The 18,701-nt window shown below is 42.3% G+C and carries 19 protein-coding genes; 11 read left to right on the top strand and 8 right to left on the bottom strand.

What is annotated here, in order from left to right; all coding sequences use genetic code 11:
* Positions 1–138: 138 nt before the first annotated feature.
* Positions 139–588 carry an MOSC domain-containing protein gene (locus L6421_RS06300; protein WP_237260591.1) on the bottom strand — a complete coding sequence of 150 codons (450 nt, stop codon included), beginning with the start codon at positions 586–588 and terminating at the stop codon, positions 139–141.
* 141 nt (positions 589–729) lie between these two features.
* On the opposite strand from L6421_RS06300, the gene nagZ reads away from it, so the two are divergent.
* Together nagZ and L6421_RS06290 are read left to right on the top strand one after the other, a co-directional pair.
* Positions 730–1,800 (top strand): beta-N-acetylhexosaminidase, encoded by a 1,071-nt coding sequence (gene nagZ, locus L6421_RS06295; RefSeq protein ID WP_237260589.1) that lies wholly within the window; start codon positions 730–732, stop codon positions 1,798–1,800.
* Positions 1,801–2,931 (top strand): mechanosensitive ion channel family protein, encoded by a 1,131-nt coding sequence (locus L6421_RS06290; RefSeq protein WP_237260586.1) that lies wholly within the window; start codon positions 1,801–1,803, stop codon positions 2,929–2,931. It begins immediately after the preceding gene.
* 94 nt (positions 2,932–3,025) lie between these two features.
* Here the strand turns inward: L6421_RS06290 and murB are convergent, their stop codons facing one another.
* Complete coding sequence (gene murB, locus L6421_RS06285) at positions 3,026–4,048, bottom strand: UDP-N-acetylmuramate dehydrogenase (RefSeq protein WP_237260584.1); 1,023 nt, start codon at positions 4,046–4,048, stop codon at positions 3,026–3,028.
* Between the two features lie 53 nt (positions 4,049–4,101).
* Between murB and L6421_RS06280 the strand changes: the two genes are divergently transcribed.
* Entirely contained in the window at positions 4,102–5,529 is a 1,428-nt protein-coding gene (locus L6421_RS06280) for a sodium-dependent transporter (protein ID WP_237260582.1), read from the top strand.
* Positions 5,530–5,631: 102 nt separating this feature from the next.
* Here L6421_RS06280 and L6421_RS06275 read toward each other — a convergent pair whose 3' ends face one another.
* The 4 genes from L6421_RS06275 to L6421_RS06260 form a co-directional block, all read right to left on the bottom strand.
* Positions 5,632–6,111, bottom strand: coding sequence for a Crp/Fnr family transcriptional regulator (locus L6421_RS06275; RefSeq protein WP_237260580.1), 480 nt, complete (start codon positions 6,109–6,111; stop codon positions 5,632–5,634).
* 162 nt (positions 6,112–6,273) lie between these two features.
* Positions 6,274–6,513: a hypothetical protein gene (locus L6421_RS06270; protein ID WP_237260578.1), complete on the bottom strand. Its 240-nt coding sequence runs from the start codon at positions 6,511–6,513 to the stop codon at positions 6,274–6,276.
* Positions 6,514–6,601: 88 nt separating this feature from the next.
* Positions 6,602–7,735 (bottom strand): succinyl-diaminopimelate desuccinylase, encoded by a 1,134-nt coding sequence (dapE, locus tag L6421_RS06265; RefSeq protein WP_237260576.1) that lies wholly within the window; start codon positions 7,733–7,735, stop codon positions 6,602–6,604.
* Between the two features lie 127 nt (positions 7,736–7,862).
* Positions 7,863–8,204: an arsenate reductase gene (locus tag L6421_RS06260; RefSeq protein WP_237260574.1), complete on the bottom strand. Its 342-nt coding sequence runs from the start codon at positions 8,202–8,204 to the stop codon at positions 7,863–7,865.
* A gap of 203 nt (positions 8,205–8,407) precedes the next feature.
* Between L6421_RS06260 and L6421_RS06255 the strand changes: the two genes are divergently transcribed.
* Together L6421_RS06255 and L6421_RS06250 are read left to right on the top strand one after the other, a co-directional pair.
* Positions 8,408–9,307 carry a DapH/DapD/GlmU-related protein gene (locus tag L6421_RS06255; protein ID WP_255695470.1) on the top strand — a complete coding sequence of 300 codons (900 nt, stop codon included), beginning with the start codon at positions 8,408–8,410 and terminating at the stop codon, positions 9,305–9,307.
* A 252-nt stretch (positions 9,308–9,559) separates the two neighbouring features.
* Entirely contained in the window at positions 9,560–9,940 is a 381-nt protein-coding gene (locus tag L6421_RS06250; protein ID WP_237260572.1) for a VOC family protein, read from the top strand.
* A gap of 65 nt (positions 9,941–10,005) precedes the next feature.
* On the opposite strand, the gene glnD is transcribed toward L6421_RS06250, so the two are convergent.
* Positions 10,006–12,648: a [protein-PII] uridylyltransferase gene (gene glnD / locus L6421_RS06245; RefSeq protein ID WP_237260570.1), complete on the bottom strand. Its 2,643-nt coding sequence runs from the start codon at positions 12,646–12,648 to the stop codon at positions 10,006–10,008.
* Positions 12,649–12,714: 66 nt separating this feature from the next.
* On the bottom strand, positions 12,715–13,497 hold the full coding sequence (gene map / locus L6421_RS06240) for a type I methionyl aminopeptidase (protein WP_237260567.1): 783 nt from the start codon (positions 13,495–13,497) through the stop codon (positions 12,715–12,717).
* Between the two features lie 293 nt (positions 13,498–13,790).
* Between map and rpsB the strand changes: the two genes are divergently transcribed.
* From rpsB to L6421_RS06210, 6 genes are all read left to right on the top strand, one after another.
* Entirely contained in the window at positions 13,791–14,531 is a 741-nt protein-coding gene (gene rpsB, locus L6421_RS06235; RefSeq protein WP_237260566.1) for a 30S ribosomal protein S2, read from the top strand.
* Positions 14,532–14,615: 84 nt separating this feature from the next.
* Entirely contained in the window at positions 14,616–15,500 is an 885-nt protein-coding gene (tsf, locus tag L6421_RS06230) for a translation elongation factor Ts (RefSeq protein WP_237260564.1), read from the top strand.
* A 188-nt stretch (positions 15,501–15,688) separates the two neighbouring features.
* Positions 15,689–16,408: a UMP kinase gene (pyrH, locus tag L6421_RS06225; protein ID WP_237260562.1), complete on the top strand. Its 720-nt coding sequence runs from the start codon at positions 15,689–15,691 to the stop codon at positions 16,406–16,408.
* 4 nt (positions 16,409–16,412) lie between these two features.
* On the top strand, positions 16,413–16,970 hold the full coding sequence (gene frr, locus L6421_RS06220; RefSeq protein ID WP_237260560.1) for a ribosome recycling factor: 558 nt from the start codon (positions 16,413–16,415) through the stop codon (positions 16,968–16,970).
* Between the two features lie 148 nt (positions 16,971–17,118).
* Positions 17,119–17,850 (top strand): undecaprenyl pyrophosphate synthase, encoded by a 732-nt coding sequence (gene uppS, locus L6421_RS06215; protein WP_255695469.1) that lies wholly within the window; start codon positions 17,119–17,121, stop codon positions 17,848–17,850.
* Complete coding sequence (locus L6421_RS06210) at positions 17,850–18,662, top strand: phosphatidate cytidylyltransferase (RefSeq protein ID WP_237260559.1); 813 nt, start codon at positions 17,850–17,852, stop codon at positions 18,660–18,662. The genes uppS and L6421_RS06210 overlap by 1 nt, the downstream gene beginning before the upstream one ends.
* Positions 18,663–18,701 lie beyond the last annotated feature (39 nt).

Raw genomic sequence — 18,701 nt, 5'->3', positions numbered from 1 at the left:
ATAAAAAACGCTAAGATGGAATGACCAGGCCTGGTCGTTTTTTGTCGCTTTTAAAGACAATTGTTTGAGAACAATAAATTCAACTTGTCTTTTGGACTTATTTAGATATTCAGATAGTGAGATAAGAGTACTAGCTGTTTAAAAGCGCTTTAGGATGGTCACCTTGTCACCGATGGTGACTTCACCTTTACGCAAAACCTTGCAACGCGCTCCTCCACGCCAATCTGGGGATAATGCCTCTTTCAAGCCAGGTTGCAGTTCATCCATGCGGCTACAAGGGTCGGTTTCTTTGGTGATTTCTAGCAAGACATTGCCAATCTGAATCTGCTGACCAACCATCAAGTCTGAGAATTCGATATCATCGATTAATAAATTGGCACGGCGTTCGGTCCAATTAAGCTCTTTACCTGCTTGTGCACAAGCAAGCTCCCAGCTTTTTTTAGAAAGTAGGGTTACACTCGTATTAGGGTTTTTCTTACCTTGGTAGTCTTTTTCCAATCCGGTTTCCAGGGAGATTTGAATCTCATTGTGAGTGTGGATTTCACCTCTAGAGTCTTGATGTGTTGCAATGCCAATCAGTTTAGCCATTCATTTTTCCTTCTATTTTTCTCACAATGGTAATCAATGAATATTACAGTAGGGTTAAGCTTGTGTTTACAATCCAGTTTTTGGGTATGATATGCTTCATTTATTTTAATACAGTTTCAGATACAGGATTAAAGGGTAACAATGCAACACGTAGCGGGTAAATCCATGTCATTAGGTAGTGTTATGGTGGACATTGAAGGCGTACGACTTCAAGCTCACGAAATTGAACGTTTAATGGACCCTATGGTTGCAGGGGTGATACTTTTCAGCCGGAATTTTGAATCGCCTGAACAAATCAAAAGCTTGACCCAGGAGATTCACGATTTACGCCATCCAAAGCTGTTGATTGGAGTGGATCATGAAGGTGGGCGTGTACAGCGCTTTAGAAGCGGTTTTACCCATATACCTCCAATGCGTGTGTTGGGCGAACTGTATGAGAAAGACCAGAAGCAGAGTTTTGAAACGGCCGAAAAATTTGGATGGTTGCTGGCGGCGGAGCTTCTCTCGGTGGGCGTGGATTTTAGTTTTGCGCCAGTCTTGGACTTGGATTATGGCGGTAGCAAAGTGATTGGTGACAGAGCGTTTCATGCCAATCCGATTGCGGTAGGTCATTTAGCGTTTCACTTGATGAACGGCATGCGTAAAGCGGGTATGGCATCGGTGGCCAAACATTTTCCTGGGCATGGTTTTATTGAGGCGGATACCCATTTAGAAGTGGCGGTTGATAACCGCTCTTTAGCTGAAATTCAGCAACACGATATACAGCCGTTTCTTCGTTTGATAGAGAATGGTGTCGATGCGGTGATGCCCGCCCATGTGATTTACCCTAAGGTCGATAAAAATCCGGCGGGCTTTTCTGAGTTTTGGTTGCAAAAAGTGTTGCGTCAACAGTGCCATTTTGAAGGCGCTATCATCAGTGATGATATGAGTATGAAAGCGGCTACGGAATTTGGCAGTGCTCCTGAAAGAGTGGCCAACGCCTTGCAAGCGGGTTGCGATTTGGTGCTGGTCTGTAATGACCCTGTTGCGGCGGATGAGGTGCTCAGTAAAGTGCATTGGCACTCAAATACCTTGTCGCATGCACGTTTGATCCGTTTGCATGCACACGGCAAATTCGAATATTCCAAGTTACAGTATGACCCTTTGTGGCAAGCGGCGGTTTCTGTCGTCGATAGAATCAATCAACAACAAGATCAACAGGATTTAATTTAAATGGAATGGTTAACACAAGTCTGGACGGATTTAGTGATACTTTTTGGTGGACAGGTTTGGCTGTTATTGCTTTTATCGATTCTAACCGTCACCATGATTTTGGATGTCGTACAGCGTTATGTTTTGCGGATTGTTCACTATCGTCTATTAAAAACCGAACATGTTTGGGTAGACAGTTTTGTGGATGCCGCTAGATCGCCGGCTTCTTTCTTCATCTGGGTGACGGGGCTGGTCTTGATGTTGACAACCAGCATCAACCATTTTGAGGTTTATACCAATTTAGTGCCCTATATTTTGTCTTTTAAAGAGACGATATTAACCCTCTCTTTTGGTTGGTTTGCGATTCGTCTAGTGCAACGTCTGGAGTTTCATTTAAAAGAGTTGGCACGAGGCGACGAGCGTTTGGATGAGGTCACGGTAGAAGCCTTTGCAAAAATCATCCGTTTGTTGGTGTTCATCTTAACGGGGCTATTCTTCTTAAACGCGTTTGGTGTGAGTTTGACCGGATTGCTGGCTTTTGGTGGGGTAGGTGGTATAGCCATCGGTTTTGCTGCCAAAGACCTGTTAAGCAATCTATTTGGTGGTTTGATGCTCTATATGGATAAGCCGTTTACGGTCGGTGAGTGGATTCGCTCTCCTGATAAAGAGATTGAAGGAACCGTAGAGGAAATCGGCTGGCGCAGAACCACTATCCGTACGTTCGATAAACGTCCGTTGTATGTGCCAAATGGTATCTTTGCCAATATTGCCATTGAAAACCCATCTCGCATGACCAATCGCAGGATAAAAGAGACCATGGGGATCCGTTATGCGGATGCCAGTAAGATGCGGGCAATCATAACGGCAGTTAAAGAGATGCTTAAAGAACATGATGATATTGATAATACACAAACCTTGATTGTAAATTTCAACGGTTTTGGCGCTTCGTCGTTGGATTTCTTTATCTATACGTTCACCAAAACCACCAATTGGATTGAGTTTCACGAAATCAAACAAGACGTTTTATTGAAGGTTAATGATATCGTTGAAGCACATGGTGCGGAAATGGCGTTCCCAACCCGTACATTACATATTCAAAACTCAGACATCGAAAGCATGATTGAAGCGAATATTCCGACCAAAGATGTGTAAGTGTTCATCGCCAAGCTATTCAGGGAGTAAATCTTTAAATTGACGAAATCGTTAGCGAAGATTTTTCCCGGTTAAAAAAATGCAAGGTATTGTTTTACATAACAATGACTTCGGGCTCTAAATAAATACCGAATTTATGGTTCACATCTTCCTGAACGAGCTGATAAAGTTCGACAATGTCGGAACCCTTGGCACCACCGAGGTTCACTAGAACTAAGGCGTGTTTAGCGGAAACGGCAGAGTGACCATGTGAGCGGCCTTTCCATCCCGTCTGCTCGATTAACCATGCGGCTGGGATTTTATAGTTACCGTCCAAGGTTTTATGGTGAGGAATGTCTGGATACTGAGCCAAAAGGGTTTCAAAATAATCGGGGTCGATTATTGGGTTTTTGAAGAAACTTCCCGCATTACCTTGACGTTCTGGATTGGGCAAGCGGTTTTGTCGAATGGTGACGACCGCATCATAAACCATTTGTGGTGTCAGACTCTCTTTGGAATAATCACTCAAGGCATTTTTAAGCGGCTCATAAACTAAATTGGCTTTACCGAAACGCAGCTTTCTTAAGCGAAAGGTCACACGGTGTACCAGCAGTTTATTGACGAATTCTTGTTTGAATATGCTGGTTCGATAGCCGAATTTGCAATCGGCATTACGATACTCGATTCGTTGACCATCATAGATATTCAAGGTTTGCACACGGGTGATGGTGTCACGGGCTTCTGAACCGTAAGCACCGATGTTTTGCACCGGAGCAGCACCTACGGTACCAGGAATAAGCGCTAGATTCTCCAATCCCCACCAATCGTGCTTCACGGTATAGGTCACTAAATCATGCCACTTCATTCCCGCGCCGACGGATAACCAAACATTCTCATCATCCTCTTTAACGATCTTGAGTTTGTCATAGGTGCAGCGAACAACCACCCCTTCAATATCTTGGGTAAACAGGATATTGCTGCCATCGCCAATAATGCGCCAAGGCAAAGAGGCCATTTTAAGGTCGCTTCTTAGGGTGAGAATATCGCTTTGTTTACTGATTTCTATATAGTATTGCGATTTAACATTAATGTTAAAAGTGTTGTAGGGCAGTAGGGAGTGGTTGGCCTGAATGTGCATATCAGTCTTGTGTATAATGAGTTTTAAATTGAGATTATTATAAAGGAAGATGAATGAGCCAGTTAAAACTTTCTAAAGATTATTGGTCGTCTCAAACGGTTTTTATTATGGCCGCTGTCGGTTCCGCTGTTGGTTTGGGTAATTTATGGAAATTTCCTTACATAACTGGAGAAAATGGCGGCGGCGCGTTTGTACTTGTTTACTTGGCGTGTATTTTGTTGATTGGTATTCCAGTGCTGTTTTCAGAATTGGCTATGGGACGTTCAGGAAAAGCCAACCCAGTACAAGCCATGGCGAATATCGCTAGAGAGAATGGTGCCAGTCGTTTATGGACTTTATTGGGTTTCAATGGCGTTTTGGCAGGTGCTTTAATCCTCTCTTTTTACACCGTGATTGCAGGTTGGGCGGTTGCCTATTTTGTAGAAAGTCTACAAGGCGGGTTCATTGGTATTGATGCCAAAGGTGTCGGTGAGCATTTTAGTCATTTGTTGGCCAACCCTTTCGAACTGCTTTTTTGGCATACGCTGGTGAGTTTGTTTACGGTGATTGTGGTCTCTAAAGGGGTTAAGAGCGGAATTGAAAAAGCCATTAACTTTATGATGCCCGGTCTATTTTTGATTTTATTGGTTTTATTGGGGTATGCCACCACCACAGGGGCATTTGCTCAAAGTTTTAACTTTTTGTTTGCACCAGACTTTTCCAAATTGACTTGGCAAGCGGTCTTGATTGCCATGGGCCATGCCTTTTTTACCTTAAGTATCGGTTTGGGAACCATGATGGTTTATGGCTCTTATCTGCAAAAAGACTATTCTATTGTCAAAGCGGGGTTGTGGATCGCTTTTGCCGATACCGCGGTGGCTTTATTGGCAGGCCTGGTCATCTTCTCAATTGTATTTGCCAATGGTTTAGAGCCGGGAGCAGGGCCAGGATTACTGTTTCAAACCTTACCAGTCGCATTTGGTGAAATGACCGGGGGATGGTTTTTTGGGACTTTGTTTTTTGCCTTGGTGATTATGGCGGCTTTCAGTTCTTCAATTTCCTTGATTGAACCCGCAGTGAGCTGGTTTGATCAAAACTGGGGGATCAAGCGTACCAAGGCGGCTTGGATATTGGGCGGTTTAATTTGGTTTATCGGTATCGGAACGGTTCTTTCTTTCAATGAATGGGCTGATGTTCACTTCTTGGCGGATAGGACTTTCTTTGATTCAATCGATTTTATCACCGCTAATATTATGTTGCCTTTAGGCGGGCTGTTAATGGCGGTGTTTGTCGCTTGGGTCTTTAAAGATGAAACCCGTCAGCAAGAGTTATCCTTAACAGCTGGGATGATGAAACTTTTCTTAGTGGTTTTGAAATGGATTACACCGGTTGCGATTATTGTGGTGTTTGCTTCAAACCTCGTTTCAGAAGAGAATCTCTGGCCAATGGTGATTGTCTCTTTGGCGGTTTATGTAGTTTATATTTGGAATAGGGGGCGTTGATAATCGCCATTGTCTAAGGTGTTTTAGATTCGATAAAAAAGGAGGCTTGTGCCTCCTTTTTTATTACTAGGGTATTAACTCTAGTGTGCGTTTTCGTGGCAATCAATATTCAGCGGTATATTGATTTTGTACCATGCGATGCATCTCTAAATACTTAGTGTTGATCTTACGTTGCATCACATGAGAATAACGCAGGATCGAACGCATCACATGGTAAGTCAGCATTGGCTCTTTCTCCACTAAGGATTCAAAGGCGTCTTTGTGCAGCATCAAGACTTCAGAGTCTTTTTTGGCCACTAAACGCATGGTATGGGTGTTGCCATCTATAAAACTTAATTCACCGGTCATGGCACCTTCCTTAAGGGTGTCGATATGGATGGTTTTGTTATTACCAAGTACCTTGATGACTTCAAGTTTACCGCTAATCAATAGGTATAAGGTTTCATCTTTAGTTCCCGGTTCAAATAAAACCTCACCGGCCGTTAAGTTACGTTTGGTCACCGCAGCAGAAAGGGTTTCACACTCTTCAACCGTGACATCTTGTCCTAAAATGGTTTCTGAAATCGTTTTTGCAATATTCATGGTAGATCCTAGTGGCAATTGATAATAGTTGAATCCATTCTAAACCATCTATAAAAACTTTACAGTCAATAGGGTAACAATACTTATAAAAAATAAGGGATATTGAATAGGTATTTTGCGATGTCTTTTAGGGTTGAAAGTCTGACCAGGCCTGGTCGCTTTTTATTTGAGTTCTTCAACGGGAAAAAATGCATCGAAAAAAGCCCCTAAACCCCACACAAAGCTAAGAATGAGAATAAATACGATAAGGATCGAGCGAGCGGTTTTATTATCGATAAACTTTGCCTTCCAATCCTCACTCTTAACAAGCGGTATCACAAAGTAGAGAAACACCCCTAAAGCCACAAGTTGTATAGCGATCAGAAGAAACTGAATGGAGGTTGGAAGTTCTGATTCCGTCATAGTAAGCTCTTTTTATGAATGTTTGGTGTTAACAGGCAGCGTTGATCATGCATGCTAAAACCAAATTAAGCATTAATTGTCATAAACATCATTCAGCCAATAAATTCACTAAAGTCTGGTAATAAAGTTCGGTCAATTGGTTTAAATCGCTGACACTCACTTGTTCGTCAATTTTATGAATGGTTGCATTAAGCGGGCCAAGTTCAATGACTTGGGCACCGGTCGGAGCAATAAAACGTCCGTCTGATGTGCCGCCGCCGGTGGAAAGCTCTGGTTCATAACCTAACTGCGCTTTTGAGGCTTTGCTAATCGCTTGAATCAACTCGCCTTCCGCAGGAGTGATGAATGGTAGTCCAGATAGGTTCCAGTCAAGTGTGTATTCCAGGTTGTGATGGTCTAATATCGCGTGAACACTTTCCTGTAAAGATTCGGGAGAGTGTTCGGTCGAGAAACGGAAATTGAATTGGATGACCACGTCACCAGGAATCACATTGGTCGCTCCGGTTCCGCCGTTGATATTGGAAATCTGGAAAGAGGTCGGTGGAAAGTATTCATTGCCGTGATCCCATTGAACCTGCACCAGTTGCTCCAAGGCAGGAGCGACATTGTGAATCGGGTTGTCGGCAAGTTCAGGGTAAGCAATATGCCCTTGAATACCTTTAACGGTCAAATGACCACTTAAAGAGCCACGGCGACCGTTTTTAATCGAGTCGCACAGTTTCTTACTGCTGGATGGTTCGCCGACTAGGCAGTAATCAATCTTTTCATTACGCGCTTCCAAGGTTTCCACCACTTTAACGGTTCCATCAACCGCGGGCCCTTCTTCATCACTGGTAATCAAATACGCGATAGAACCTTTGTGGTTTGGGTAGTTGTGCACAAAACGTTTACTGGCGACCATAAAACATGCGATTGAGCTTTTCATATCGGCGGTACCGCGCCCAAACATCATGTCGCCTTCAATATGCGCAGAGAAGGGCGGGTGTGTCCAGGCAGTTTCTGGGCCGGTTGGAACAACGTCCGTGTGACCGGCAAAGGCAAAACATGGCGACTCAGTTCCACGGCGAGCCCATAGATTATCGACATCTCCAAATTTCAAGTTTTCGATTTTGAAATCAAGCGGGCTAAGATAGTCGGCGATGATCTTTTGGCAGCCTTTATCGTTTGGAGTTACCGAATCTATTTGAATGAGTTTTTGGGCTAGCTGGATGGTTTCTGTCATGTTTAGTATCTTTAGTTCTATGTTTGAAAGCCCATTTTAGGCTTTAAATGCCTATTTGAGAAGTGATAAATAGGCAAATTGATTTTGAGTGAATCGGCTTTGGAAAGCGCGGGAATAAAAATCAGTTTTATCCATTAAGCTTTTGGTACTCTTCGGCTTTAAAGCCCACTAAAATCCCCGAGTTTGTCTCTAATACCGGGCGCTTGATCAGAGTTGGCATTTCAGTTAATACCGTTAAATCCTCTTTTGACATCAGTTTTTCTTTTTGCTCTTCAGTCAAGAGTTTCCAGCTGGTGCTACGTTTGTTGACCAAGACTTCTATCGGCTGTGACTCCAGCCAGTTTTGAATGGTTGCTAAGCTGAGCCCTTGTTTTTTGAAGTCGTGAAATTGATAGCTGATTTTTTCATTGTCTAGAAATTTTTGTGCTTTGCGAACCGTATCGCAATTTGGAATGCCGTACATCTTCATGGAGTAACTCTCGGATAGTTGTGTTTGCGTAATTATAAAATATAACGCACTATTTTAGTGTGTTTAGAGTAAAGTTAGGGGATTTAGCCAGGTTAAATTTTCTGTTTTTGTCTTAATTTTGCCTTAATAAAGTGTCCGTTGTCTTGCAGAGAAGGTATACTTATCTGTTTATTTATTTTTAACAATTATTGAGAGATAGCATTATGACAATCAAGCGAATTGGACACCGTTATAGCGATTCTAAAACTGGCGTAACTTTGGATGTATGGTTTCCCCGTTCTAATAAAGAGATCGCCCGTAACTGTTTGGCTTTAAAGGCGGGTTTGATTAAAAGTGATTTTGTAACGGTAGAGATTGCTTCGGTTGACGATGCACCAAAGTCAGCTGAAGACGCCTATCTTCGTCTTCACTTATTGTCTGAATGTGCCGTTAAACCTCACGGAATCAATCTAGATGGTGTTTTTGGTCTATTGACCAACGTAGCTTGGACAAGTGCCGGCCCTGTTTTGCCATCAGAAGTTGAAAATTTGCGTGAAGCGATTGCCGGTGAAGCACATCAATTGAACGTAACGTCTATCGATAAGTTCCCTCGTATGACGGATTATGTGATTCCTGAAGGTGTTCGTATCGGTAATGCGGATCGTATTCGTTTAGGAGCACACCTTGCTCCAGGTACAACGGTTATGCATGAAGGTTTTGTAAACTTCAATGCGGGTACTTTAGGTAACTCTATGGTTGAAGGTCGTATCAGTGCCGGTGTGGTTGTCGGGGATAACTCTGATATTGGTGGTGGCGCTTCCATTATGGGAACACTTTCCGGTGGTGGTAAGCAGGTCATCTCTATGGGGCAAAGAAACCTATTGGGTGCCAATGCGGGTCTTGGTATCTCTTTGGGTGATGACTGTATTGTTGAATCTGGTTTGTATATCACGGCAGGTACTAAAGTGAAAATGCCTGATGGTTCAATCGTTTCTGCCCGTGAACTTTCTGGCCAGTCAAAACTGCTGTTCCGTCGTCATAGCCAAACCGGTGCGGTTGAAGCAATCATGACTGACGGTACCTTATGGAGTGGGCTAAACAGCACACTACATAGCAACGACTGATTTAGTAACGACTAATTGGTCAGCATGTTTTCAAATAATCTCTTTATTTGAAAATGATCGTTACTCGGCTGTTCTGGCTGAGTAACGGATTCCTAATTCCTAAACTATCTGTAACACGTCTCTTAATCCTTTCAATCACATTTGTCCTTCTCGGCTTTTGCTATAATGCGCTAATTGGATTGTTAGTGTTGTTCATTTATGGTTGATGTAACGACTGTTCACCGGCTAAATAAATTGATTTAAGAGGTTTTTGTGGCAAAAGTTATTGGATTGGATCATGTCAGTATTATTGTCAAGGATGCTGAAGCTTCTTTGGGTTTTTATCAATCCTTGTTGGGGGTTGAGCTATTGGAACGACCTAACCTAGGTTTTCCAGGTTATTGGGTCGATTTACATGCCGGGCAGAGCTTGCATATCATGCAATTGGATAACCCCAATGAATCAACCCAGCGACCAGAGCATGGCGGACGTGATTTCCATTTTGCATTACGTGTGGATTCCATAGCGGAATTTGTGGAAAAGCTGACGGCTATGCAGTGGGCTTTCACTTTGAGTCAGTCGGGTAGAAAGGCGTTGTTTTGCAAAGACTTGGATGATAATGCTTTTGAATTGTTTGAGTATGCGACGGCTTGATTTTCTGTCAAAAATTTAGGTTTTAAAATTCAATTGACCAGGCCTGGTCAGTTGGCTTCGGTTTTCTATTCACGTTCAATCATTTCAAGTAGCGCTTCGGTTAACTTGGTTTGACGTTCCTTGCTCTTTATTCCTTGGTTTTGGGTGTTGCTGATTAAAAACACGTCTTCCGCTTTTTCACCGACCGTATGGATTTTGGCATCGTGTAAGCGAATGTTTTCAGTCTTTAAGGCACAGCCAATTCGAGCGAGCAGGCCTGGTGAGTCTTTAGTGGTGATGCTCAGTTCAGTCAATGAATCATTGATTTGAGTGAACAGTATCTCGGTTGGGGTATCAAAGTGCCTGGTGCGACGATTTTTCAGCATGCTAGTTGTATCTAGTGGTTCAATTTCATCTCGAGTAAGTTGGGTTCTAATCTTATCAATCACCTCGAAATGGCGGCTTTTATCCAAGTAGTCGTGGGTATCTCTATTCAGGAAGTAGATCATCACCAACGTCATATGGTCGGTGCTACTGAAAATTCGAGCCTCCACCACGTCGGTACCTAAAGAGTCCAATGCATTGGCGATATAGGCAAACAGGTAGTCTCTATCCGGCATGTAGATAATCAGTTCCGAGGCACCACGTTGAGATTGTTCTTCTAAGAAAATATGGCTTTCTTCGTGATTGCATTGATAGAGGAGTTTGGTGATGCGGGCGACTTCGTTCGGGTTCTGTTTACTAAAGAAATCACTGTTGGCAAAGCTTTTCCAGAGGTTGTTGAATTCGACGGATGCGATACCGCGCTTGGCAAGGATTTCTCTTGATTTTTCTTGGGTTTGCAAAGCTTTCTTCTGTCGGTCTTTAGGTGTATTGATACTTAAGGCGAGCGCTTTTGAGGTTTCGTCATACAGCTCTAAAAACAAGGAGTTTTTCCAATCGTTCCAGACATCGGCGGAGGTAGAGCAGACATCGGCTACCGTCAGCAGGTAAAGGTAGTCTAAATGCTCTTGGTCTCCAACAAGTTTGGAAAAATGTTGAATCACGGCAGGATCCGATAAGTCTTTCTTTTGGGCAATACTGGAGAAGTCTAGATGATAGCGCACCAACCAACTGATCATCTCGCCATCTTTTTTAGAAAGGTTATGGGTTTCGGCAAACTCTAATGCATCTATGGCCCCTAAAACTTCGTGTGCACCGTTACGGCCTTTGGCGATATCGTGAAACAATCCGGCTAAAAATAAAATTTCAGGTTTGCAAAGGTTTTTGGCTATTTGATGAGCCGTTGGAAATTCGTAGGTGAATTTGTCAACAAAAAAGCGTCTTAAATTGCGGATGACTAAAATGGTGTGGTCATCTACCGTATAGGCATGGAAGATATTGAACTGCATCAAACCGGTGATTTTTTTAAATACCGGTAAGTATTCACTCAAAACCCCGTATTTATGCATACGTTTCACGGCGGCATTGACCCCGCTGGGCTGCCTGAAAATCTCCATGAACAACGCTTTGTTTATGGGGTCTTTACGGAAATTGTCATCGATCAAATAGAGGTGGTCGCGTATCGAGCGGATGGCGTTGGAGCGCAAGCCTTCAAGTTCGGGAAGTGTTTCTAATATGATGAATGACTCTAGTAAAGCGGTAGGGTTCTTTAAAAAGACTTTGGGATGGGCAATGTCTAGATAGTTGTTAACAATATTGAAGTGGGTATTTATCGGTTTGATTTCCGTGTTTTCATCATCAAACAGAACTTCACGGAAATGCTGTAACAATATTTCATTCAACTTTACGACATTATGCACATTGCGATAATAGCTGCTCATAAACTGCTCGACAGCCATCTTTTCATCATTGTTGCTGTAACCGAAGCTCTCGGCGATAGACTGTTGAGAATCGAATTGCAATCGATCTTCTCGGCGTCTTTTACTGTGCTGTAATGCGAATCGAACACGGTTTAGGAATTTATAGGCGGCTTCGATTTCGAGGAACTCTTCGGTGGTTAAAAAGTTTCTCTGTACCAGTTCATTGATTGAGTTGGCGTTGAAGTGGCGTTTTGCCACCCAGTAAATCGTTTGAATGTCGCGCAGTCCACCAGGGCTTTCCTTGATATTGGGTTCAAGCTGGTAGATGGTGTCATTAAAGCGTTGATGACGCTTTTTTTGTTCCTTAACCTTGGCTTTGAAAAATTCTTTACGTTCCCAGAAGATGGGCGTGTCGTTCCAGATTTTTTGCAGTTTTTGAAAACGTTCGTAATCCCCAGTCAACCAGCGTGATTCAAGTAGATTGGTTGCTGTAGAAACATCCTCTAAGCCTGCTACCTTACAATCCTCTATGGTACGGATAGCGTGTCCTACATCAAAGCCTAAATCCCATAAAAAGGTAATGAAACGGCTAAGCTCCTCCTGGTTTTGTTTGACTTCGTCACACAAAATGAGAATGTCTATATCTGAATAGGGGTGAAGCTCTCCGCGTCCATAACCACCAACTGCAATCAAGGTGCCGGCGTTTTCAGGAATTAAGGTTTGCCAGATTTTCTTTAGAAATTGGTCAATGAATGTGGATCTTTCTTTTATCAGCTCAGAAACAGCGGCACCTTTTTCAAACTGGTCGAATTGGTAGTTGCTGAAACGGGATAACACCTCTCTACCGAGCTTTATCTTTTCAAAAAGAGGGATTTCCTCATTCAATAGCGATTGTATAAAGCTGGGTATGCTGGCGTTATCCGTCATGATCTGAACTCGATTGGTGAATGATTGCTTAGAATCTGTTTAGTTTAACTGAGCTAAATGAGTTTACTATGGTAAAACAGGTTGTTCATCCGTTCTTAAGGTGAATATTTCATAACCGTTTTCGGTCACCGCTAGTGTGTGCTCCCACTGGGCGGATAGTTTTCTGTCTTTGGTGACAACGGTCCAGTTGTCGCCAAGGAGTTTAACCGGCGCTTTACCTTGGTTGATCATGGGTTCGATGGTGAATACCATGCCGGGCTTTAACACAATTTCCTTGAGTTCAGGTGAGGCATAGTGCAATACCTGTGGTTCCTCATGAAAGTCAGCGCCGATACCATGTCCACAGTATTCACGCACTACCGAGTAATTGTTTTTTTCGGCATGTTGTTGAATCGCAAAAGCAACATCATATAAGGTGGCATTGGGTTTGACTTGTTCGATACCTAACCATAGACATTCATGGGCAACTTGGCATAGACGGCTGGCGAAAGGTTTAACTTCGCCGATTTCGAACATGCGGCTGGTATCGCCGTGGTAACCGTCTTTAATCACCGTGACATCGACATTCACAATGTCACCTTTTTTGAGGGTTTTATTGTCATCAGGAATGCCGTGGCAGACTACCTGGTTGATTGAGATGCAGCTCGATGCCGGGAAACCGTGGTAATTCAAGGTTGCTGGTATGGTGTTTTGAACCTCTGTCATATATTTGTGCATGATTGAGTTGAGTTCACCTGTTGAAACGCCGGCTACCACATATGGCTCAATCATTTCTAATACATCGGCGGCTAATTTTCCAGCAATACGCAGTTTTTGAATTTCTTCAGCAGTTTTGATTTTTATGGTCATGGAAACGATTCTTTATTGTTTGTGAATTCACTAATACTTTTAATTTAGATTGCTATTTGTTTGTTCTATAAACAAGGTGTAAATAGTTAAGGAATTAATGAATTTAAATTGTTAATTTGGCTTGGATATGGTATAAATGCCGCGCCTTTCGAATGAGAGGAATTTTAACAGAAAATCCGCACGTTTACCGACACATAAAACGGGGTGCTAAATAACTTTCTTTAGTTAAAGCTATTTTAGTTCGTTTTATGGGGTGGACGGAGGCTTAACCCAAACTATATTGGAGAAAAATCATGGCAAAAGTAACCATGCGTCAAATGCTAGAAGCTGGTGTTCATTTCGGTCACCAGACACGTTATTGGAACCCTAAGATGTCTGAGTACATCTTTGGTGCACGTAACAATATTCATATCGTTAACTTAGAAAAAACTTTACCAATGTTTAACGACGCGTTAAACATGATGGGCGGAATCGCTGCAAATAAAGGTAAGGTTTTATTTGTTGGTACTAAAAAGGCGGCACGTGAGCTAGTGGCTCAAGAAGCACAGCGTTGTGGAATGCCTTATGTTGATTACCGTTGGTTAGGTGGTATGTTGACTAACTTCAAAACTATCAAGCAGTCTATCAAGCGTCTAAAAGAACTTGAAACAATGGAACAAGATGGTACTTTTGAAAAGATCACTAAAAGAGAAGCTTTGACTTTAAGTCGTCAAAAAACAAAATTGGAGCTTTCTTTAGGTGGTATTAAAGATATGCGCGCTATGCCTGATGCAATTTTCATTATCGATACTGGTAATGAAAAAATTGCTATCCAAGAAGCACAAAACCTAGGTATTCCGGTTATTGGTGTTGTTGATACTAACAACGATCCACGTGGTGTTGATTATGTTATCCCTGGTAACGATGATGCAATCCGTGCAATCTCTCTATATCTTTCTGCTGCTGCAGATGCAATCAATGAAGGTAAAGCTACCATCACGACTGCAGTTGAAGGTGATGATTTTGTTGAAGCTGAAGAGAACGCAGCTCAATAATTTAATTACGTAAGAAACCAGGCCTGGTAGCTTTGTTTACCAGGCCAAATTTAATTAAATTTTCTTTAAATAAGGATTTAAAAAATGGCTATTACAGCAGCAATGGTTAAAGAACTGCGTGAAATTACAAGCGCAGGTATGATGGATTGTAAAAAAGCATTGTCAGAAACTGACGGTGATATGGATGCGGCAATTGAATTTCTTCGTAAGAAGGGTATGGCTGGTGCAGACAAGAAAGCAGGTCGTGTTGCAGCTGAAGGTGTAGTTGCGATTGCACTTTCTGATGATAAGAAAAAAGCGGCGATTGCTGAAGTTAACTGTGAAACGGACTTTGTTGCTAAAGGCGAAGAGTTTAATGAGTTTGCAGATGAAATCGCACAGATCGCACTAGCTAACAACACAACTGATATTGACGCGGTTATGGGTATGGCAATGGCTTCTGGAAAGACAGTTGATGAAAGACGTCGCGAAATGATTGCTAAAATCGGCGAAAACATGGGTGTTCGTCGTCTTGAGTTAATCGAAACTACTGGTCAGATTGGTCAATACAAGCACGGTGAAAAAATCGGTGTGGTTGTCAGTCTAGAAGGTGGTGATGAAGCTCTAGCACGTGATGTCGCAATGCATGTTGCAGCGGCTAAGCCTTCTGCAGTATCTTCTGAAGATCTAGATCCTGAAGTGGTTGAGAAAGAGCGTGCGTTCCAAATCGAACAAGCGCAAACTTCTGGTAAGCCAATGGAAATCATTGAAAAAATGATTGAGGGCCGTATGCGTAAATTCGTTGGTGAGATTACGCTTCTAGGTCAGTCTTTTGTTAAAGACCCAGATCAAACTGTTGAAAACCTATTGAAGTCTAATGGTGCGACAGTTGGAACTTTCATTCGTTTAGAAGTGGGTGAAGGGATTGAGATTGAACAAACTAACTTTGCAGATGAAGTTGCTTTGGCAGCTAAAGCTGTAACTGGTTAATTCAGTTGGATTGATGAAGCCATAGCGGATTCTTACTGAAAAGTGAGGTCGCTATGGCTTTTTTGTATGTGTTATTTATTGAATAAATACGTTGTAAAGTTTTTTATAAGTTTTTGAATTGATTGGTTTATCAATGGTTGATGCAGGTACTTATAAAACGCTTTGGATAAGAACTTAGAGGATGGGACATGGCACTTAAATATAAACGTATATTGTTAAAGTTTAGTGGTGAAGCTTTAATGGGTGAGGGTGATTTTGGCTTGGACGCCGGCACATTAAGAAGTGTTGTGGCGCAAGTTAAATCATTGCGTGATTTAGGTGTTGAGGTTGGTATCGTCGTTGGTGGTGGAAATATTTTTCGTGGTGCTCAAATTCAAGGTTCTGGTATTCAGCGTACTACCGGTGACCATATGGGTATGATGGCAACCGTGATTAATGCTTTGGCTTTAAGGGATGTCATCGAGAGCATGGGGATGAAGTCTCAGGTGCTTTCAGCGATGAGTATTGAAGGGGTCTCTTCAGGTTTTAATGCAAATGTTGTAAAAAAACAGCTGGCGGACGGTGAGGTGTTAGTGTTCGCCGCGGGTACGGGTAGTCCGTTTTTTACTACTGATACCGCTGCGGCATTACGTGGTATTGAAATTGATGCCGATATCGTTTTAAAGGCGACTAAGGTTGATGGTATCTATACGGCTGATCCGGTTAAAGATCCTAAAGCGACACGTTATCAAACTTTGAGTTATGATGATGTCATTCAGAAAAATCTACAGGTGATGGATATGACGGCGTTTGTTTTATGTCGTGACCATCAGATGCCTATCCGCGTTTTTGATATGTTTAAGGATGATGCGGTAATTAGAATTGTTCAAGGTGAAGATGAAGGCACCTTGGTAAGTGCAGGAGAATAAAATTATGCTAACAGAAATTCAAAATGATGCTAAATCGAGAATGCAAAAGTCTATTGAAAACTTAGAGGCTAACTTTGCGAAAATTCGTACCGGTCGTGCTCACCCTAGTATTCTAGATGCGGTAACGGTGGATTATTATGGTTCACAGGTTCCGATAAGTCAGGTGGCAAATATCAATGTTGAAGATGCGCGTACTTTGACGGTTCAGCCTTGGGAGCAGCCGATGGTTTCCTTGGTTGAAAAAGCGATTATGATGTCTGACCTGGGTGTAAACCCGGTGACTAATGGCAATATGATGCGCATTCCAATGCCAGCTTTGACAGAAGAGCGTCGTCGTGATTTAACTAAGGTTGCTCGTCAAGAAGCTGAAAATGCAAGAGTAGCCATCCGTAATGTTCGTCGTGATGCCAATGGTGATGTTAAGGATTTATTGAAAGATAAAGAGATCACAGAGGACGAAGCTCGCCGTTCAGAGGACCAGGTTCAGAAGTTAACCGATGATGCGGTTAAAAAAGTCGATGCGTTGCTGGCGGAAAAAGAAGCGAGTTTGATGGAAGTATAAAAGCAAAATTAAGTCGATATTTATACGCATTTGCGGCATAATTGACGGGTTTTATTGTAATCGTCAATTTTGTAATTGCTTACATGGAACGGCCTTAGAGTAATGGAACGACTCTAGGGCCGTTTTTTATTTGTTTCTTGGAGTTGTTTTGTCAGAAATCGTTAAAAACCCGCATTTGCCTAAACATATTGCCATTATCATGGATGGTAATGGACGCTGGGCAAAAAAACGCCTTTTACCCCGTTTTGTCGGGCATCAAAAGGGTTTGAATGCGGTTAAACGCATTGTTTCTTATAGTTCTGAAATCGGGATCGAAGCTTTGACCTTGTTTGCCTTTAGTACCGAAAACTGGAAACGCCCTAAGGATGAAGTAAACAAACTGATGGGATTGTTTCTAAAAGCATTGCAAAAAGAGGTTAAAAAACTCTCGGAAAATAATGTGCAATTACGCATTATTGGTGATCGTTCCGCTTTTAGTGAAGAAATCCAACAGCACATTGTATTAGCGGAACAGATGACTCAAAACAATACAGGCCTGGTCTTAAGTATCGCTGCCAATTATGGTGGTCGTGCCGATATCGTTGAAGCTGTCAAGCAGTGGCAACTTGCCAACCCAGCTCAAACAATCCATGACCTAAGTGAAAATGATTTAACTCATTTTGTCGCCTTAGCTGATTTACCGGAGCCAGATCTGTTGATTCGCACCGGTGGTGAACAGCGAATCAGTAACTTTTTAATTTGGCAAATGGCCTACGCGGAACTCTATTTTACAGACGCGCTTTGGCCTGATTTTGACGAAAAACAACTTGATATGGCCATCGAATCTTTTTCTAAACGTGAGCGTAGATTTGGCCAAACAAGCGAGCAGGTAAATAAATAATGTTAAAACAAAGAGTGATTACCGCACTGGTTTTAGTTGCGCTTTCCATTTGGGCGCTATTCTATTCAACGGACAGTGTCTGGAAGGGTGTGTTGTTATTTATCGGTTTTATTGCGGCTTGGGAATGGAGTGCTTTTGCTCAAATTAAAATACCTGCATTACGTTTAACCTATGCCTTGGTTGTTGTGGTTGGTGCGAATTATGCGGTTGACCATTTGATTATGCAGAATATCGCTATATTAACGCTGTTGGAATCGTTAATTTTGATTTCGGTTGTCAGTCGTTACCAATTGGCTAAAGGTCTATCGCAAGGTAGCTCTGTTGGGTTTACATTGCTTACCGGGATTTTGTCGATTGTGTTGTTTGTTGTTGCTATGGCGCAATTTAGGGGCGAATTTGGACCTTTGATTCTATTATTGAGCCTGTTGCTTGTTTGGTCGATTGATACCGGAGCTTTTTTCAGCGGTAAACGTTTCGGTAAAACTAAATTGGCAGTTCATGTCAGCCCTGGTAAAACTTGGGAAGGGGTTGTCGGAGGCGGTTTATTGACATTGATAATCTCCTTGATCGTTCTGTATAGCCTTCAGCCAACATTGAAAATCCCAATGGTCTTTTTAGGGCTTCTATTAACGTTGATTGCCCTGTTTTCGGTTTTTGGCGACCTGTTTGAAAGTGTTTTAAAACGTCAGGTCGGGTTAAAAGACAGTGGCAATATCCTACCTGGGCATGGTGGTATATTGGACCGGATTGACAGTTTGTTGATTGCTGTGCCAATGCTGTATCTAGCTTGGCACTATAGTGTGGCTGTGTAGTGTTGATGTTAGAACATGGTTGTTTACAGTTTCAAGTGA

This window comes from Thiomicrorhabdus immobilis (assembly GCF_021654855.1).
In the GTDB taxonomy this organism is placed as follows: domain Bacteria; phylum Pseudomonadota; class Gammaproteobacteria; order Thiomicrospirales; family Thiomicrospiraceae; genus Thiomicrorhabdus; species Thiomicrorhabdus immobilis.
Note: the sequence above shows the minus strand (reverse complement) of the source record. Positions and strands in the feature narration are given on the sequence as shown.

Bases quoted from the DNA above. Each gene is read 5' to 3' on its own strand.
- L6421_RS06255 (WP_255695470.1), top strand. From the start codon at position 8,408: ATGACAATCAAGCGAATTGGACACCGTTATAGCGATTCTAAAACTGGC.
- nagZ (WP_237260589.1), top strand. From the start codon at position 730: ATGCAACACGTAGCGGGTAAATCCATGTCATTAGGTAGTGTTATGGTG.
- map (WP_237260567.1), bottom strand. From the start codon at position 13,497: ATGACCATAAAAATCAAAACTGCTGAAGAAATTCAAAAACTGCGTATT.
- tsf (WP_237260564.1), top strand. From the start codon at position 14,616: ATGGCTATTACAGCAGCAATGGTTAAAGAACTGCGTGAAATTACAAGC.
- dapE (WP_237260576.1), bottom strand. From the start codon at position 7,735: ATGACAGAAACCATCCAGCTAGCCCAAAAACTCATTCAAATAGATTCG.
- glnD (WP_237260570.1), bottom strand. From the start codon at position 12,648: ATGACGGATAACGCCAGCATACCCAGCTTTATACAATCGCTATTGAAT.
- frr (WP_237260560.1), top strand. From the start codon at position 16,413: ATGCTAACAGAAATTCAAAATGATGCTAAATCGAGAATGCAAAAGTCT.
- murB (WP_237260584.1), bottom strand. From the start codon at position 4,048: ATGCACATTCAGGCCAACCACTCCCTACTGCCCTACAACACTTTTAAC.
- L6421_RS06290 (WP_237260586.1), top strand. From the start codon at position 1,801: ATGGAATGGTTAACACAAGTCTGGACGGATTTAGTGATACTTTTTGGT.
- pyrH (WP_237260562.1), top strand. From the start codon at position 15,689: ATGGCACTTAAATATAAACGTATATTGTTAAAGTTTAGTGGTGAAGCT.
- L6421_RS06260 (WP_237260574.1), bottom strand. From the start codon at position 8,204: ATGAAGATGTACGGCATTCCAAATTGCGATACGGTTCGCAAAGCACAA.
- L6421_RS06275 (WP_237260580.1), bottom strand. From the start codon at position 6,111: ATGAATATTGCAAAAACGATTTCAGAAACCATTTTAGGACAAGATGTC.
- L6421_RS06300 (WP_237260591.1), bottom strand. From the start codon at position 588: ATGGCTAAACTGATTGGCATTGCAACACATCAAGACTCTAGAGGTGAA.
- L6421_RS06280 (WP_237260582.1), top strand. From the start codon at position 4,102: ATGAGCCAGTTAAAACTTTCTAAAGATTATTGGTCGTCTCAAACGGTT.
- rpsB (WP_237260566.1), top strand. From the start codon at position 13,791: ATGGCAAAAGTAACCATGCGTCAAATGCTAGAAGCTGGTGTTCATTTC.
- L6421_RS06270 (WP_237260578.1), bottom strand. From the start codon at position 6,513: ATGACGGAATCAGAACTTCCAACCTCCATTCAGTTTCTTCTGATCGCT.
- L6421_RS06210 (WP_237260559.1), top strand. From the start codon at position 17,850: ATGTTAAAACAAAGAGTGATTACCGCACTGGTTTTAGTTGCGCTTTCC.